This window comes from Blautia sp. OF03-13 (assembly GCF_003460685.1).
Taxonomy (GTDB): domain Bacteria; phylum Bacillota; class Clostridia; order Lachnospirales; family Lachnospiraceae; genus Fusicatenibacter; species Fusicatenibacter saccharivorans.
Window position 1 is genome coordinate 1 of sequence record NZ_QTVR01000008.1, and the last position, 15,489, is coordinate 15,489.

At 44.3% G+C, this 15,489-nt stretch carries 14 protein-coding genes and 2 pseudogenes; 12 read left to right on the forward strand and 4 right to left on the reverse strand.

The window, feature by feature from the left end; translation table 11 throughout:
- The first annotated feature begins 67 nt into the window (after positions 1-67).
- The 5 genes from DXA55_RS19225 (at position 68) to DXA55_RS07530 (ending at position 3,290) form a co-directional block, all read left to right on the forward strand.
- Positions 68-151, forward strand: coding sequence for a hypothetical protein (locus DXA55_RS19225; protein WP_242998419.1), 84 nt, complete (start codon positions 68-70; stop codon positions 149-151).
- Between the two features lie 13 nt (positions 152-164).
- Positions 165-755: a hypothetical protein gene (locus tag DXA55_RS07520; RefSeq protein ID WP_242998398.1), complete on the forward strand. Its 591-nt coding sequence runs from the start codon at positions 165-167 to the stop codon at positions 753-755.
- A 347-nt stretch (positions 756-1,102) separates the two neighbouring features.
- Positions 1,103-1,810, forward strand: coding sequence for an AAA family ATPase (locus DXA55_RS17655; RefSeq protein ID WP_242998399.1), 708 nt, complete (start codon positions 1,103-1,105; stop codon positions 1,808-1,810).
- Entirely contained in the window at positions 1,753-2,499 is a 747-nt protein-coding gene (locus tag DXA55_RS17660; protein ID WP_242998400.1) for an ATP-binding protein, read from the forward strand. Before DXA55_RS17655 ends, DXA55_RS17660 begins: the two co-directional genes overlap by 58 nt.
- Positions 2,500-2,726: 227 nt before the next feature.
- Positions 2,727-3,290, forward strand: coding sequence for a group II intron maturase-specific domain-containing protein (locus tag DXA55_RS07530; RefSeq protein ID WP_117813574.1), 564 nt, complete (start codon positions 2,727-2,729; stop codon positions 3,288-3,290).
- A 522-nt stretch (positions 3,291-3,812) separates the two neighbouring features.
- Here DXA55_RS07530 and DXA55_RS07535 read toward each other — a convergent pair.
- Positions 3,813-4,985: a sensor histidine kinase gene (locus DXA55_RS07535; protein WP_117813575.1), complete on the reverse strand. Its 1,173-nt coding sequence runs from the start codon at positions 4,983-4,985 to the stop codon at positions 3,813-3,815.
- Positions 4,982-5,628: pseudogene (locus DXA55_RS07540) on the reverse strand (response regulator transcription factor). The gene DXA55_RS07535 and the pseudogene DXA55_RS07540 overlap by 4 nt, the downstream one beginning before the upstream one ends.
- A gap of 133 nt (positions 5,629-5,761) precedes the next feature.
- On the opposite strand from DXA55_RS07540, the gene DXA55_RS07545 reads away from it, so the two are divergent.
- From DXA55_RS07545 to DXA55_RS07555, 3 genes are all read left to right on the forward strand, one after another.
- On the forward strand, positions 5,762-5,905 hold the full coding sequence (locus tag DXA55_RS07545; protein ID WP_055218540.1) for a CD1871A family CXXC motif-containing protein: 144 nt from the start codon (positions 5,762-5,764) through the stop codon (positions 5,903-5,905).
- Positions 5,898-6,812 (forward strand): 4Fe-4S binding protein, encoded by a 915-nt coding sequence (locus tag DXA55_RS07550; protein ID WP_117813577.1) that lies wholly within the window; start codon positions 5,898-5,900, stop codon positions 6,810-6,812. The genes DXA55_RS07545 and DXA55_RS07550 overlap by 8 nt, the downstream gene beginning before the upstream one ends.
- 83 nt (positions 6,813-6,895) lie before the next feature.
- Positions 6,896-7,837, forward strand: coding sequence for a TlpA disulfide reductase family protein (locus DXA55_RS07555; protein ID WP_117813580.1), 942 nt, complete (start codon positions 6,896-6,898; stop codon positions 7,835-7,837).
- 370 nt (positions 7,838-8,207) lie between these two features.
- On the opposite strand, the gene DXA55_RS07560 is transcribed toward DXA55_RS07555, so the two are convergent.
- Positions 8,208-9,677: a PTS transporter subunit EIIC gene (locus DXA55_RS07560; RefSeq protein ID WP_022461034.1), complete on the reverse strand. Its 1,470-nt coding sequence runs from the start codon at positions 9,675-9,677 to the stop codon at positions 8,208-8,210.
- 253 nt (positions 9,678-9,930) lie between these two features.
- A complete protein-coding gene (locus tag DXA55_RS07565) occupies positions 9,931-10,410 on the reverse strand; it encodes a PTS sugar transporter subunit IIA (protein WP_117813582.1) in 480 nt (159 codons plus the stop codon).
- A gap of 541 nt (positions 10,411-10,951) precedes the next feature.
- On the opposite strand from DXA55_RS07565, the gene DXA55_RS07570 reads away from it, so the two are divergent.
- The 4 genes and pseudogenes from DXA55_RS07570 to DXA55_RS19230 form a co-directional block, all read left to right on the forward strand.
- Positions 10,952-12,292 carry a TrkH family potassium uptake protein gene (locus DXA55_RS07570; RefSeq protein WP_117813584.1) on the forward strand — a complete coding sequence of 447 codons (1,341 nt, stop codon included), beginning with the start codon at positions 10,952-10,954 and terminating at the stop codon, positions 12,290-12,292.
- A gap of 19 nt (positions 12,293-12,311) precedes the next feature.
- A complete protein-coding gene (locus DXA55_RS07575; protein WP_117813603.1) occupies positions 12,312-12,959 on the forward strand; it encodes a potassium channel family protein in 648 nt (215 codons plus the stop codon).
- A gap of 235 nt (positions 12,960-13,194) precedes the next feature.
- On the forward strand, positions 13,195-15,186 hold the full coding sequence (locus tag DXA55_RS07580) for an ATP-binding protein (protein WP_117813605.1): 1,992 nt from the start codon (positions 13,195-13,197) through the stop codon (positions 15,184-15,186).
- Positions 15,179-15,265 (forward strand): annotated as a pseudogene (locus tag DXA55_RS19230) (DNA-binding response regulator); the annotation flags it as partial. The gene DXA55_RS07580 and the pseudogene DXA55_RS19230, both read left to right, overlap by 8 nt.
- Positions 15,266-15,489 lie beyond the last annotated feature (224 nt).

The following is a 15,489-nucleotide window of genomic DNA, read 5'->3' on the forward strand; positions in this document are numbered from 1 at the left end:
GAGCAAAAGAAATTATGGAGCAATATGAAGATTTAAGGATGTAGATGCTAATAGATTACAAGACAGATTGATTTGTGATTATATTGCTGGTATGATGGATTCCTATGCAATATCTGTTTATGAAAAATTTTCAGGACAAAAATTTATGTGAGAGTGATTGAAAAATGAATAAATTGATGGGATTTTTGGAATTGAAGGAAATGAAGCTACCATCTGTTCCATGGAAACAATATACAGGAAAGGAGAATTTTGAAGATAGATATTTATGGACTGTAAGAAGTGCTGTATATCGTGGAAATGATTTGAACTTACCGCGTTCTATTGGTGAATCATCGAAAGTATCAAAAAAATTTGCTGATCAACTTTTAAAAGAGATGAATAATAATGGAATTGTTATCTATTATCCATATTTTATTGCAAATAAAAGTGGAACATTAGAAGTAAGAAGTGATAAAGTAATTATAGAAGCGGTAAAAGATGATTTATGGAATTTGGTTACGTATTCTGAGAGAGAAGTGACTATAATTACTGATATAGATGGTAATAAATCAATAATTGGAAATGCAAACTTTATAAGTAATGAAGAATTGGATAGTCTTAGTAAGCACATTCCTGAAATTCGAAAACTGTTTAGGAATGATTTGCTTCAAGGCAAAGCTGCTTTATTAGAATGGAGTTTTGCGCAGTCTTGTAATGCTAGTAAAGAGCCAATAGGTGAAAAATATTTAGTGTTTTATGAAGCACGTACAGTGTAAGTGTTAAGGTAAGTGACATTGGGATCTGACCGTGCGTCCAGCAAAGGGTATATAGTCCGGTGGGTGGAAGCCCCATCAAATAAGCTGCTAACCACAGCATTTGAAGCGAGTCTTGAGTCTGCCGCGGCAACGCTGTAGGCTAAGCGTAGACAGCAAGGTAACAGGGATAGCTAGTGAGCGCCGAAATCCCAAAAGAACCAGAGGGCCGACATCGTGGTCAGGATGGAAGGCAACATATGTACTTATCGTTATTTTACTTGACTTTGCAGATTATCTGATTTATTATACTCGTAAAGAAGTAACTTACGAGTTACTAACTCACGAGTATAATTATTGGAGGTGAGCAGATGAGTCAATTCTATTGCCGTGAGGATGAGCTGCGGAAACTGAATAAACGGTATGCAGGTGATAAGTTTGAGTGCATTGTCATCTACGGCAGACGGCGTGTTGGTAAAACGGCACTGATCAACGAGTTCTGCAAAGATAAGCCTACCATTTTCTTTTCTGCATTGAACACGACAGGAAAGGAAAATCTGGAAGCTCTCTCAAAGTCGATTATGAGTTTTGAGCGGCCGGATATGGAGTCTGCACCGGAGTTCAGGTCCTATGATGCAGCTTTGGATGAGTTGACAGCACTTTCAAAGGAAAAGAGGATTGTCTTTGTCATTGATGAGTATCCTTATCTTGCAAAAGCAAAACCAGCTATTTCAGCGATGCTGCAGCACATCATCGACCACAAATGGACAGAGTCCAAGATGTACCTGATTCTTTGCGGCTCCTCTATGAGCTTCATGGAGAGTCAGGTGCTTGGAAAGGAAAGTCCGTTGTATGGCAGACGTACTGGCCAGTTTAAGATTGAGCCGCTAGACTATAAAGAAACCGCTGTGTTCCACCCAAATCTGTCTGCAGAAGACAATTCCCTGATTTATGGGATCACGGGAGGAGTTCCCCACTATATCAATAAGTTGGATGTGCGAGATAGTGTGATGAAGCTCTGTTGGATAATTTCTTTGACCGCTCCAGCTATCTGTATGAGGAACCGGGGAACTTACTGAAGCAGGAACTCCGGGAGCCGGCCATTTATAATGCAATCATTAAAGCGATTGCAGAAGGTGCTTCCCGAATGAACGATATCAAGATGAAGGTCGGCGAGGAAAACTCGGTCGTATCGAAGTACCTGAAAACGCTGATCGACCTTGGCATTGCGAAGAAAGAAACACCGATTACAGAAAAACCGGGTAAGAAAACCATCTATCTGCTGGCTGATAACTTCTTCCGTTTCTGGTATCGGTTTGTGCCAATCAATATGAGTGCCATTGACTCTGGCAGAATTGCAAAGACCTATCCACACGCTGTAAAGCAGTATCTTCCTGATTACATGGGTCTAATTTATGAGAAGATGTGTCAGGATTACCTGCTCTATTATTCGGATAGCCTTCCTATTGAGCTGAGTGAAATCGGCCAGTGGTGGGGGACAGACCCGAAGAAGAAAAAGCAGATACAGATTGATATCGTCGGAACTCCTGTTGAGGGCAAAGACTATATCATCGGTTCATGCAAATACCGGAATGAGAAAATCGGTGTGGATGAACTCGATTTGATTCGGGATTATGCCTCAGTTTTTGGAAAGGGCAACAACTATCACTACTATATCTTCTCGAAAGGCGGATTCACAGATGGACTTCTTCAGGCACAAGAGCGAGGTGAAGTTCGGCTGATAACGCTGGAAGACCTTTACAAGTAAAAATTCTAATCAACCCTGCTGGTGAAAGCTGGCAGGACATTTTTATACCCATTTTTAGTCTGTCTGCTCCGTGCAGATGGGCTTTTTTCATGCCGGCAAGGAGTGGTTACGCAAATGGCCTCCAGAATCCAGGGCATCACCGTTGAGATCGGCGGCGATACCACAAAGCTCTCCAAAGCACTGGAATGGTGCTAGAATATAAATAGTACAAAGGTTATGCAGGTCTGGTGGTTTATGCTGATGATTTTGTAGTGACATTCCAATATAAATCAGATGCAGAATGGTTCTATGAACACTTGAAACATAGAATGGAATACTTTGGATTAAGCCTTGAGGAAGAAAAGAGTCGTCTGATAGAGTTTGGGCGTTATGCGAAGGCAAGATGCCAGAAACTCGGAAAGAAGCCAGAGACCTTTACCTTTCTGGGTTTTACACACTACTGTTCCCAGAGCAGGAATGGTAGATTCAGGGTAAAGAGGAAAACCAGTAAGAAGAAATTTGCAAAGAAATGCAGAGAGATCAATCTGCTGTTAGCGAGAATGAGGACACACAGTCTGAAGGAGATTATAACAAAACTCAATCAGATACTGACTGGTTATTACCATTACTATGGAATCACTGACAATTCAAAGAGTATAACAGCATTCCGATATAATATTATGAAAAGCCTGTTTTATTGTTTGAATCGGAGAAGCCAGAAGAAAAGCTATAACTGGATAAGATTTCTCAATATGATGAATAACAGCTATCCGCTGGTAAGACCTCGGATCTATGTCAGTGTATATGAATGATAACGTGAACAATTCGTTTCGCAAAGAGCCGGATGCGGAAAAGCCGCACGTCCGGATCTGTGAGGGGCGCACGATCGTAAGGGGTGCGTCTACTCGACCCCTTGCGATTTTCTTAAAGAAAAAGGATCAGAAATAAAAGAATCCTGAAGTGCCAGCTTCAGGATTCTCAAGTCCGTTAAGGTGGACTATTCCGTTTGGGCTAGTGCTGTCTGTCATTTCTGTCTAACCACTTGCAAATATAGTAGCCAACTATAGATGCCAATACAGAAATAAGAAAAGCAATTATGTATTCCAAATAAGTCACCTCCTTCCGCTGGAAAGAGTCGACAGCAAATCCATGATAGCATAAAAATATATTTTGAGCAATTCATATTTTCAAGTTGATTTTAAAAGAAAAACGTGTTAGTATATGAATAGCTAAGAAAAGCAATTATATTTTCAAGTAAGCCAGAAAAATCTAGAGTGCCAGCTCTAGATTTTTTGCTATCCGCTGAATATCATCGACTGGCTTTTGGGATGATGTCACTGTGTAAAGACTACCTCAAAGATCGTTCCGCCGGACGGGCTGGACTGAACGGTTATTCTGCCGTCATGTACGCGCACGATTTCACGAACCAGGGCCAGCCCAAGGCCTACTCCGCCAAGCTGGCGGCTTCTGGATTTATCTACACGAAAGAATGGTTCAAATATGCGTTCTTTTAATTCAGCCGGGATTCCGCTTCCGGTATCTTCTACGGACAGGCAGATATTTTTTCCGTTCCGGTATGCGGTTATGGTAACCTGTCCGCCGAAATGGTTGTATTTGATTGCATTCTCAACAAGATTGTATACCATCCGGTAAATCAAAATGTCACTTCCGACCATAGTGGTATCTTTACAGTTTCCGATCAGTTTTATCTCTTTTTCCTGGGCAAGCGGTTCCAGATCCACCAGTACTTCATCGACGAGGGCGTCAATGGCAATGGTTTCATCCCTGCTTACTGTTTGAAGCTCACTCATATCGAGCAGTGTCTTGACCATTTTGCTGAGTCGGCCGTTTTGCTCCGTCACCATTTTCAGTGTTTGTAAGGTGTCGGCGTCATTGCCCGGATGCGGGGTGGAATGGTATAAATCGAGCTGTACCTGAATGACAGACAGTGGAGTGCGAAGCTCGTGTGCTGCATTTGCCGTAAACTGTCTCTGGATTTCAAAAGCATCTGCGAGACGTTCCAGCATCTTGTTATACGAAATACGAAGCTGGTTCAGCTCTTTTACTTTGTTTTCTTCAATGCGCGAATCGGCCAGATTCTGTGCCTGCACCTCCTCGATTTTTTCGGAGAACTCACGAATGGGTCTGAGTGCATGACCACTGATAAAATAGGTAGCGACACCGCCAAGAAGGGCCAATAAGGCGGAAAGGATCAGGCTGTTTCTTTTGTAGTCTGCTTTATTGTTGTACACCTGAACAGAGAAATCTCTGGCAAATTCATCCCACTTGTCCTCCGGAATGCTGATATAGATTTGATCGGAACCGTCTGCGGTACCGTCTCCGCCCTGATCTCCGGCATCATCGCCCCGGGCATCTACGGTCTCCTGCAGGGAATCGATATAATAAATTCCGTTTTTATAGACAAGCAGGGTCAGACATCCACAGATGACCGCAATATACAGGGTAATGATACAGGTAAGTCTCCACTGCAGTGATATTTTTTTCATCGGTCGGACTCCTCTCGTATTTGATATCCTTCGCCTACTTTATTTAAAATCGGATCGTATCCAAGTACCGCCCTGAGCTTTCGGCGAAGCGAAGACATATGGACGCGGATGGATCCGCTGAAGCTGTCCACGGAGGCATCCCAGACATGCTCGATCAATTCTTCCTGGCTTACCGGTCTGCAAGGTGAAGAAGCAGATATTCCAAAATTCCGTTTTCTTTTCTTGTCAGGGGAACCAGGGTTCCGTTGGCATAGGCCTCCCGTTTGATGGTATCGAATTTGATCCTGCCACTTTCCAGACAGACATCCTTTTGCACAAATTTTCTTCTCGTCAGACTGCGGATCCGCGCTTCCAGCTCCTGCAGATGGAACGGCTTTTCCATATAATCATTTGCCCCGGCATCGAGTCCTTCTACTTTGTCTGCAATCTGTCCTCTTGCAGATAAGATCAGAACCTTCGTCTCTTCGTTTTCCTTCCGGAGCTCTTTTAGAAGATCCATTCCGTCCATGCCGGGCAGATTGAGATCCAGGACAATCAGATCATAATTTTCTGCCAGGATGCATTCCAGAGCCTCCGCGCCATCATAGCAGGTATCTACCTCGTACCCGGCGGCGTACAGACTTCTGGCAATTGTGTCACACATTTGTTTCTCATCTTCCACGATTAATAATCTCAAAATTTTTTTCACCTGCCCATTTCTTAACAATGATTTTACAACTGCTATTGTATAATATCAGAGTCAGCTGGTCAATCAATAGAATAAAAGGAGCAATCATATTTTGAAGTGCAGAAAAATATCTCAAATTGTTTTAGTTATCACAGGCATAGCAATGATGGGCTATGGTGCCGTCAGAGGGGAAGCGGCTGCTGTGCTTGGGAAAGCAATTAAATTATGTCTGGAGTGTGTCGGAATTGGATAAGAAAAAGAAGTTACGATCAAAGAAGATAGCCGGAATACGCGGGTGGATACAGGCAGCGGCCACACTGCTTACCAATCCTCATATCCCCAATTTTTTTCAGGGCAAAATATATCAGGGCAAGGCGAAAACGGTATGCGTACCGGGACTAAACTGTTATTCCTGTCCTGCAGCGACGGGAGCGTGCCCCATCGGAGCCTTTCAGGCGGTTGTCGGATCATCCAAATTTAAGTTTTCCTACTACATAACCGGGTTCCTGATTTTACTCGGCGTGACACTGGGAAGATTCATCTGTGGTTTTTTGTGTCCGTTTGGATGGTTTCAGGATTTGCTTCACAAAATCCCCGGAAAGAAATTCTCTACGGCCAGACTGAAGCCGCTGCGGTATCTGAAATATATCATCCTTGTTGTTTTTGTAATTCTTCTGCCGATGTTTGCAACGAATTCGATCGGGATGGGAGATCCGTTCTTCTGCAAATATATTTGTCCGCAGGGCGTTCTGGAGGGGGCGATCCCGCTTTCCATCGGAAATGCCGCAATCCGGTCTGCACTGGGCAAGCTGTTTTCGTTTAAATTCTGTATTCTGATTACGGTTGTCGTGCTCAGCATCTTGTTTTACAGACCTTTCTGCAAATGGATCTGTCCTCTTGGGGCAATCTATTCCTTATTTAATAAGGTAAGCTTTTTACATATCACGATTGAAAACAGCAAATGCGTCGGATGCAACCAGTGTTCCAGGGCATGTAAAATGGATATCGACGTGTGCCGGACCCCAAATCATCCGGAATGCATCCGATGCGGAGCCTGCATCAAGGCCTGCCCGAAGGATGCGATCCACTATCAGTTTCTGGGAAAAACGTGTCAGAAAAAGGACACCGGAGATCAACAGTCAGAGATCAGAAACCATTGATCAGCAGCAGATCACGAAGTATCGAAGGATGATATTGAATTCTTGTTTTTCACATTATACTATCTTAAAAGGAGCCATAACTTATGAAAACCAAAAGAACTTTTATCCCTGTTTTTACACTCAGCGTAGCATTATTACTTACCGCATGCAACGGAAAAGAGGCTGCAGACACAAAGAAAACGCAGACAACACAGACGGAATCCGGCACAGAAGCTGTTACGGGATCTGTTGCGGAATCCGGAACCGAAACGGCAGGGGCTTCCGGCACAAAGCTGGACGATTTATATCAGCAGGAAAACCAGATTTTTGCAGATCATGCGGATGTATGGAATAAGGTGTTTGGCATGATGAATAAAAGCACGGCTGATCCGAGCGGAAATTATGGGGATTATCTGGCAGACACGGTTGAAGCCAACAAGGACTCTTTTTCAGAGGACGAGCTGAATACACTGACGGATGATATTGCAACGATACGAAAAATTGAGGAACAGATAGCGGAAATGGAAAACGGCAGTACAGCATCGGAAGATACCGACGCGAAAAACGATTCCGAAGAGGCGTCTCCGTTCCGGGATTTCTCGGGTCAGGATTATGATGGCAATACAGTTGACGAAAGTCTGTTTTCCAAAAATGCGGTAACGGTCGTGAATTTCTGGTTTACCGGCTGCAAGCCTTGTGTTGCTGAGTTATCCAAGCTGAACGAATTAAACGATGCAATCAAATCCATGGGAGGCGAGGTTGTAGGCATCAACACAGAAACCTTCGACGGAAATCAGGATGCGATCAAAGAAGCAGCAGCGGTTCTCGAAAGCCAGGGTGCGAAATACCGCAATCTTTCCATTGATTCTGCTTCCGCGGCAGGAAAGTATGCTTCCGATATTATGGCATTTCCTACCACAATCTTAGTCGATCGAAATGGAAATATTGTGGGAGAGCCGATGCTCGGCGGAATCGACAATCAGGAGAATTATGATACGCTGATGAAACAGATCCAGTCCGTGATTGATGCAGACAGCGCGAAGTAAGACGAGAGCTGCGGCGTTTTTTGGGAGAGAAAATGGGAGTGCGAAAAAACAAAGTTACGTTTTTTCGCACTCCTTTTCATAACAAGATTTTAAAAAAATACATTTACGAAACGATGTACTGTGCTGTACCTGTCCCGAAAAGTTGCTCGGTGCTTAGAACAAGAGCTGAGGTCACACGGCGATTCCCCACATATATGCACACGTTTTCGGAACCACCAGTAATCCGACCTTTGGTTTTGATAGCAGCCATTTGACAAACAACAGCCGGGTTCCTGCTCTGCGAAAGGGCAGAAAATAAGGAAAACTTTGCGCAATTAAAAGGAGCATACCGCATCAGCGATATGCTCCTTTTGGACTACCTGGGTAAATATTATTCACAAAGTTTGGAGAAAGCGTCAGCTACGAACTGAACTTTTGTTCCAACGATAACCTGTACAGAGGTTTTGCCAGGTTTGATCACGCCTGCCACGCCGGCAGATTTGATTACCTTGTCGTTTACGGCAGTGATATCTTTCACTTCCAGTCGCAGTCTTGTAACGCAGTTATCAATGCTTGTGATGTTTTCTTTTCCGCCGCAGCCTTCCAGAATTTTAGCTGCGATTGCGGTATAGTTATCACTTGCCAGTTCTACTTTTTTCTCTGCTTCGAGATCATCGTCTTCGCGTCCAGGAGTCTTCAGATCCCATTTCTTGATAGCAAACAGGAATACGAAGTAGAATACGAGGAATGCTGCGATTCCAAGCGGAATGATCAGCCATATTTTCTGTGCTGCGGGCAGTGAGGATGAGAACAGGAGGTCCATAGCACCGGCGGAGAAGCTGAATCCTGCACGGAAGCCGAGAGCAACTGTGATCATAGTAAAGATACCATACAGTAATGCATAGATTACGTACAGAGCAGGAGCAAGGAACATAAATCCGAACTCAAAAGGTTCTGTAACGCCACAGATGAATGCACAAACTGCAGCAGAAGCTACCAGACCGATCGCAGCTTTTTTCTTTGCAGGTTTTGCACATCTTACCATAGCAAGTGCAGCACCAGGAATACCGAACATCATACATGGGAAGAATCCGGACATGTACATACCAAGGCTCCAGGTTACATCAGCAGATGTTTCACCAGCCCAGAAGTGCTTCAAGTCACCAAGACCGATCGTGTCAAACCAGAATACATTGTTCAGAGCGTGATGTAATCCGGTCGGGATCAGCAGACGGTTCAGGAATGCATAGATACCGGCACCGACAACATCAAGGCTGACAATAGATTTACCAATTGCTACCAGAGCACCGAACAGTAATGGCCATACCAGTAACAGAACAGCAGATACAACGATAGAAACAACACCGGAAACAATTGCTACACAGCGTTTGCCGCTGAAGAAGGATAACCAGTCCGGAAGCTTGGTGTCTTTGAAACGGTTATAGCAGGCAGATCCGATGATACCGGCCAGGATACCGATGAACGGGTTTTCGATCTTGTCAAAGGCCAGCGTCTTTGTAGCACTCTCAGCGATGGACGGGATGATAGTTGTAACAACTCCGGTAGAAAGAAGTGTTGTGATCATCAGCCAGGATGCCAGAGCTGCGATTCCGCCGGTACCGTCATTCTTTTCTGACATACCGACACCAACGCCGATTGCAAAGAGGATTGCCATGTTGTCGATCAGAGCTGCTCCTGCTTTTACGAGAAACAGACCGATCAGGTTTACTACGCCCGAGATCTCGCCGCCCTGCATCGTTGCCGGACACAGCCGGTATCCGATACCCATCAGGATACCGCAGATCGGCAGTACTGCTACAGGAAGCATGAGGGCTTTCCCTAGTTTCTGAAGAAATTTCATATATTTCTCCCTCCTTAAAAGATAATTTATATAACTGGATACCTCCAATTAGATACGTGAATTTACCGAATCCACCCAATATACTTACAAAAGCAAGTGCAGAAAAGACATTGAGAGGGCATTTCGCAAAAGCAAGTGAGAAAAGGCTATAAGCGTACATTTCACAAAAGCAAGTGAGAAAAGCCTTCAAGCGTACATTTCATTTCATAAAAGAAGAGGATGAAGATTCATCTGACGAAAGATCAAAAAAAGATCAGGAAATACTGAGAACGGCTTCGTCTAAGGAAACTTCGCCCTCTTTTTTCAAGCTGATTTTCTCGTAATCATCGGTATTGCAAATCAGTACCGGAGTGACTGTGTTCAATCCGGCTCCGGTGATCTTGTCCAGATCGACATCCATCAGAAGATCTCCTTTTTTGACCTGATCGCCGGCTGCAACGTGTGCGGTAAACGGTGCGCCCTTTAGTGTAACCGTATCCAGGCCGATGTGGATCAGGATTTCGGCTCCGGAGCTGCTTGTGAGCGTGATGGCATGAAGAGTATCAAATACCATGGCTATTTCACCGTCTGTCGGTGCATAAATTTTTCCCTCAGACGGAATCACTGCAAATCCGTCCCCCAGGATTTTTTCGGAAAAGGTAGGATCCGGGACTTCGGAAAGCGGAACTACTTTTCCTTTGCAAGGTGCGTAAAGAACATTTTCTTTGTTCTTTCCTTTTAGAAAATGAAACATAAAATTGCTATCTCCTTTCGAAAATAAGGTGCGATGTTTTTTTCGGGATAGGGATCCGATTTCATCTGTAATTACGTTGAGTGATTTTTTGCGAAAAAATTTGGTATTTTACCCTTTGATCCGTTCTGTTTGACGTAAAAAGTCAACAAAATGCCATTGGGAAAGGAAACAGAGTATTTATTAAAAACAAAATTGCATAATTCTACACGAACTTCTCAATAGATTATATACATAACAACTGATGCGTAAGGATTTGTAAATACTTTTTTTAATATTTATGACAAAAGAATCTACTTTCAAAAGGAGAAAAATCGACAGTTTAACCAACTAATGCGTTAATGCGGTAAAAGAAGAAGGATATACACACATTGGGGTCAGACCCCATTACTGTTGTGGGAAACTTTTGGGCGGTTCCTGTTTTTGGGCTTGAAATTCGAAAAATCTTTATACAATCTTAATGCCATGGAAAAGGTATTTATACGTTTTTAAAACGGAAGTCTCTAAAATAAGGAAGAATCAAAAAGAAGGAGTAAAAAGAGAAATGTGGAGTATAAAACTGCGATACAGGAAACAATGGTCGTCGTTTGAAATTATCATTCTTGGATTTGCGGGGGTAATTCTGGCAGGAGCACTGCTTTTGATGCTTCCTGTGGCTTCGCGGGAAGGAAATGTAACGCCATTTACAGAAACACTGTTTACTGCAACATCAGCCGCCTGTGTGACAGGACTGGCAGTCAGAGATACAGGAAGCTACTGGTCCGTCTTTGGACAGAGCGTGATTTTGCTGCTCATTCAGATCGGTGGTCTTGGTGTGGTTACGATCGCTGTTTCGATTGCGATGCTTTCCGGGAGAAAAATTTCCCTGATGCAGCGAAGCACGATGCAGGATGCGATTTCTGCCCCGAAGGTGGGCGGAATTGTGCGCCTGACGCGTTTTATCCTCAAAGGAACCTTTGGAATTGAACTGTTGGGGGCGTTGTTTCTTCTGCCTGTTTTTTTACGGGATTACGGCGGAAAAGGAGTCTGGATGGCGTTGTTTCATTCTGTATCCGCATTCTGCAATGCAGGATTTGATCTTCTTGGAAAAACGGATCATCTGTATCCGTCTCTGACTTCTTATGTGGGAAATCCACTGGTTAATCTTACGATTATGGGGCTAATTGTAACAGGTGGAATCGGATTTCTGACCTGGGATGATATCTATACAAAAAAATACCATTTTCGTCAGTACTGTATGCAAAGCAAGGTGATCCTGATTACAAGTCTGTTTCTGATTTTTGTTCCGGCGGCCTTCTTTTTCTTCCGGGATTTCGCTGGAATGCCGGTCAAGGAGCGGACGCTCTGCGCATTGTTTCAGTCCGTGACAACAAGAACGGCCGGATTTAATACGGCAGATCTTTCCGGGATGACAGGTGCTTCCCAGGCGATTATGATTGTTCTGATGATGATTGGCGGAGCACCGGGATCAACGGCTGGCGGAATGAAAATTACCACATTTGCCGTGCTGACAGCTAATGCGTCTGCTACGTTCCGTCAGAGAGAGGACACACAGATGTTTGGACGCAGGGTGGGCCAGGAGGTATTAAAAAATGCATCTACGATTCTGATGATGTATCTTTTTCTGGTGCTGATGGGAGGAATGGTGATCAGTGTGGCAGAAAATCTGCCGATTTCTGAGTGTCTGTTTGAGACAGCATCTGCTGTTGGAACGGTTGGCCTGACGCTTGGAATTACGCCGCGGCTCGGTGTTCTTTCGAAAGGAATTCTGATCGCACTGATGTTTCTTGGAAGGGTTGGCGGTCTGACGCTTGTTTATGCTGCGATGCCGGGGAGAAAGAGCGCACATGCAAAAATGCCGCTGGAAAAAATAAATGTAGGATAAGAAGAGAGGAAGAGATGAGATGAAAAATATTTTACTGATTGGAGTAGGAAGATTTGGGAGACATATTGCCATGCATCTGAATCAGCTTGGACATCAGGTGATGGCGGTAGACCGAAATGAGGAACGGATCGATGCCGTGATGCCGTATGTGACAAATGCACAGATCGGTGACAGTGTCAATGCAGACTTTCTGCGATCCCTTGGTGTGGGAAATTATGATGTCTGTATTGTGACGATCGGAAGCAGCTTTCAGGATTCGCTGGAAACCGCGTGTCTTTTGAAGGAGCTGGGCGCAAAATGGGTCGTGTCCCGGGCAGAACGGGATGTACAGGAAAAATTCCTGTTGCGGAACGGAGCGGATCAGGTTGTTTATCCGGAAAAACAGATGGCAAAATGGACAGCAATTCGTTACAGCTCGGATCATGTGTTTGACTATATTGAAATTGACAGTCAGTATGCGATTTTTGAGGTTGAAATCCCGGAGAACTGGATTGGAAAAAATGTCGGCCAGCTGGATATCCGGAAAAAATACGGTATTAATATTCTGGCAACAAGAAAATATGGAAAAACAGATGTTGCGGTGTCTCCTGAGACAGTTCTGAATGGCGATGCTACCATATTGGTTCTTGGTGAATATAAAGCGATCCAGAAATGTTTTCGAATCTGAAAGAGAGGTGATTTCTGTGTTAAGTGTAGGACTGCTCTTCGTTACCCTGGTCGGTTTTTTGTCTGGAGGCGTGCTCGTAGATCAGATAGAGACATTTTTCACGGAAAACAGAAGAGAGGAACCGGAAACGGGACAAAATTTCACGGAAAACAGAAAACAAGAACAGGAAACGGGAGAAAAAAAGATTTCCTGACTATAGCTTTCTCTTCGTTTATGATCTACAATAGGAGGCGGGGTGAGACAGTTGGAAAAAGAAAAACAAAAAAAAGAGCATATCCTGGTGTGTCTGTCCTCTTCGCCATCCAATGAAAAAATTATTCGGACTGCGGCGCAGATGGCACAGGCGTTTCAGGCCGGCTTTACGGCATTGTATGTGCAGACAGCAGAAAAAACAGAAAAAACACCGGAGGATCTGGCAAGGCTGCAGAAGCATGTTCGTCTGGCAGAGCAGAGCGGGGCAGAAATTGTAACGACACACAGTGAGGATATTGCCCTGCAGATTGCAGAATACGCAAGAATTTCCGAGGTGACGCGGATTGTCATTGGAAAGAGCATGATGAAGCAGGGCTATTTCCATCATCAGCGAAGGGTGTGGACCGAGCGTCTGACGGATCTTGTGCCTGATCTGGAAATTCACATCATTCCAGACTCAGACGTGTACCGGAGATATCAGAAACGAAAAAAATTTCTGGAGTGGATGGAGCTGCCTTCCTGGAAAGAACTGATGCTTACGGTTCTGATTCTGGCTGCTGCGACCGGAATTGGAGAAATCTTTTTTCGGCTCGGTTTTACCGATGCCAATATCATTACCGTATATTTGTTTGGCGTCATGCTGACATCTATTCTGACCAGCGGTTATACCTGTAGTGTAATCAGTTCTGTGGCAAGTGTTATCCTGTTTAATTATTTTATGACAGAGCCAAGGCTTTCGTTGTATGCGTATGGTTCCGGCTATCCGGTGACCTTTGCGATCATGCTTGGCACTTCAATCCTGACCAGTACGCTTGCTTTAAAATTGAAAGAAAATGCAAAGCTTTCTGCACGAGATGCCTTTCGAACCAAGATTCTTTTTAATACCAGCCAGCTTCTGCAAAAGGCAGAGGATGCGTCAGAAATTTTTGATATTACGGCAACGCAGCTGATAAAGCTTCTGGGAAGAAATCTGGTTGTGGCGCCGGTAGAAAAAAAGAAAAACGGCATTGTGCAGGGAACTCTTTATAACGCCGAAACAGGAATAAAATCAGAAAAAGTTTTTAATGTGAAAGAACAGGAAATCCTGCAGTGGGTTCTGAAAAACCGGAAACGGGCGGGAGCTATGACAGAACGTTTTTCTGAAGAACCGTATCTGTACCTTTCCATCTATGCGGCACAGAACAGATATGGTGTGATCGGCATTTTCATCGGACAAAAGCCACTGGATGCGTTTGAGAACAGTATCCTGCTTTCTATTCTGGGAGAGTGCGCCATGGCACTGGATCGGGAACAAAGTGCGAGAGAAAAAGAAGAGGCGGCAGTCATGGCAAAAAATGAGCAGCTTCGGGTGAATCTGCTGCGGACGATTTCCCATGATCTGCGCACACCACTGACATCAATTCTCGGCAATGCAGACTCTTTGATCAGTAACTTTGACGCACTGGACGAAGGGATGCGGAAACAGATTTTTTCGGATATTTATGAGGATGCCGGATGGCTGATTGAACTGGTGGAAAATCTGCTTGCGCTTACGAAAATAGAAGATGGAAGTGTAAAACTGCAGTTATCCGATCAGGTGGTTGAGGATGTAGTCCGTGAGGCGCTGCGCCATGCAGAGCGGCGGAAAAACGAACATAAAATTACGGTGGACTGCGGGGAAGATGTACTGCTCGCCCGCATGGATGCAAAGCTGATTGTACAGGTATTGGTAAACCTGATCAACAATGCAGTAAAATATACACAGACAGGATCCAAGATCCGGATTACAGCCGGAAAAGAAGAAAAAAACGTATGGATTGCGGTGGAGGATAATGGACCCGGCATTCCGGCGGAGTGCAGGGAGCATGTATTTGAAATGTTCTATTCCGGAAAAAATAAGGTGAGTGACAGCCGCAGAAGCCTTGGTCTTGGGCTGGCGCTGTGCCGCTCCATTGTAAATGCGCATGGCGGGGAACTGGTGCTTCGTGACTGCGCTCCGCACGGCTGTCATTTTCGTTTTACGCTGCCGCTCAGTGAGGTGAATTTAAATGAATAAGACATTGATACTGGTCGTGGAAGACGATACGCCGGTCCACAACCTGATTACGACAACACTGAAAACACACGATTATAAATAACCACATTGGGGTCAGACCCCATTACTGTTTAGAAATTTTGTTCTTGTTTTGGCAATTCTGACACTGCAGACTGTGCTGAATGACAATATCAAAACGGCAGAAGATGTTGAAACTTATCTGGGTCTTAACACCTTGGTCGTTGTTCCGGATTTTGGAAGCAAAAAGAAATCCAGAAGACGAAGAAAAGACTGAACATAAACACAGAAAATTAAAAAGGAGCA

Bases quoted from the DNA above. Each gene is read 5' to 3' on its own strand.
- DXA55_RS07520 (WP_242998398.1), top strand. From the start codon at position 165: ATGAATAAATTGATGGGATTTTTGGAATTGAAGGAAATGAAGCTACCA.
- DXA55_RS07570 (WP_117813584.1), top strand. From the start codon at position 10,952: ATGTGGAGTATAAAACTGCGATACAGGAAACAATGGTCGTCGTTTGAA.
- DXA55_RS07555 (WP_117813580.1), top strand. From the start codon at position 6,896: ATGAAAACCAAAAGAACTTTTATCCCTGTTTTTACACTCAGCGTAGCA.
- DXA55_RS07560 (WP_022461034.1), bottom strand. From the start codon at position 9,677: ATGAAATTTCTTCAGAAACTAGGGAAAGCCCTCATGCTTCCTGTAGCA.
- DXA55_RS07575 (WP_117813603.1), top strand. From the start codon at position 12,312: ATGAAAAATATTTTACTGATTGGAGTAGGAAGATTTGGGAGACATATT.
- DXA55_RS07535 (WP_117813575.1), bottom strand. From the start codon at position 4,985: ATGAAAAAAATATCACTGCAGTGGAGACTTACCTGTATCATTACCCTG.
- DXA55_RS07565 (WP_117813582.1), bottom strand. From the start codon at position 10,410: ATGTTTCATTTTCTAAAAGGAAAGAACAAAGAAAATGTTCTTTACGCA.
- DXA55_RS17655 (WP_242998399.1), top strand. From the start codon at position 1,103: ATGAGTCAATTCTATTGCCGTGAGGATGAGCTGCGGAAACTGAATAAA.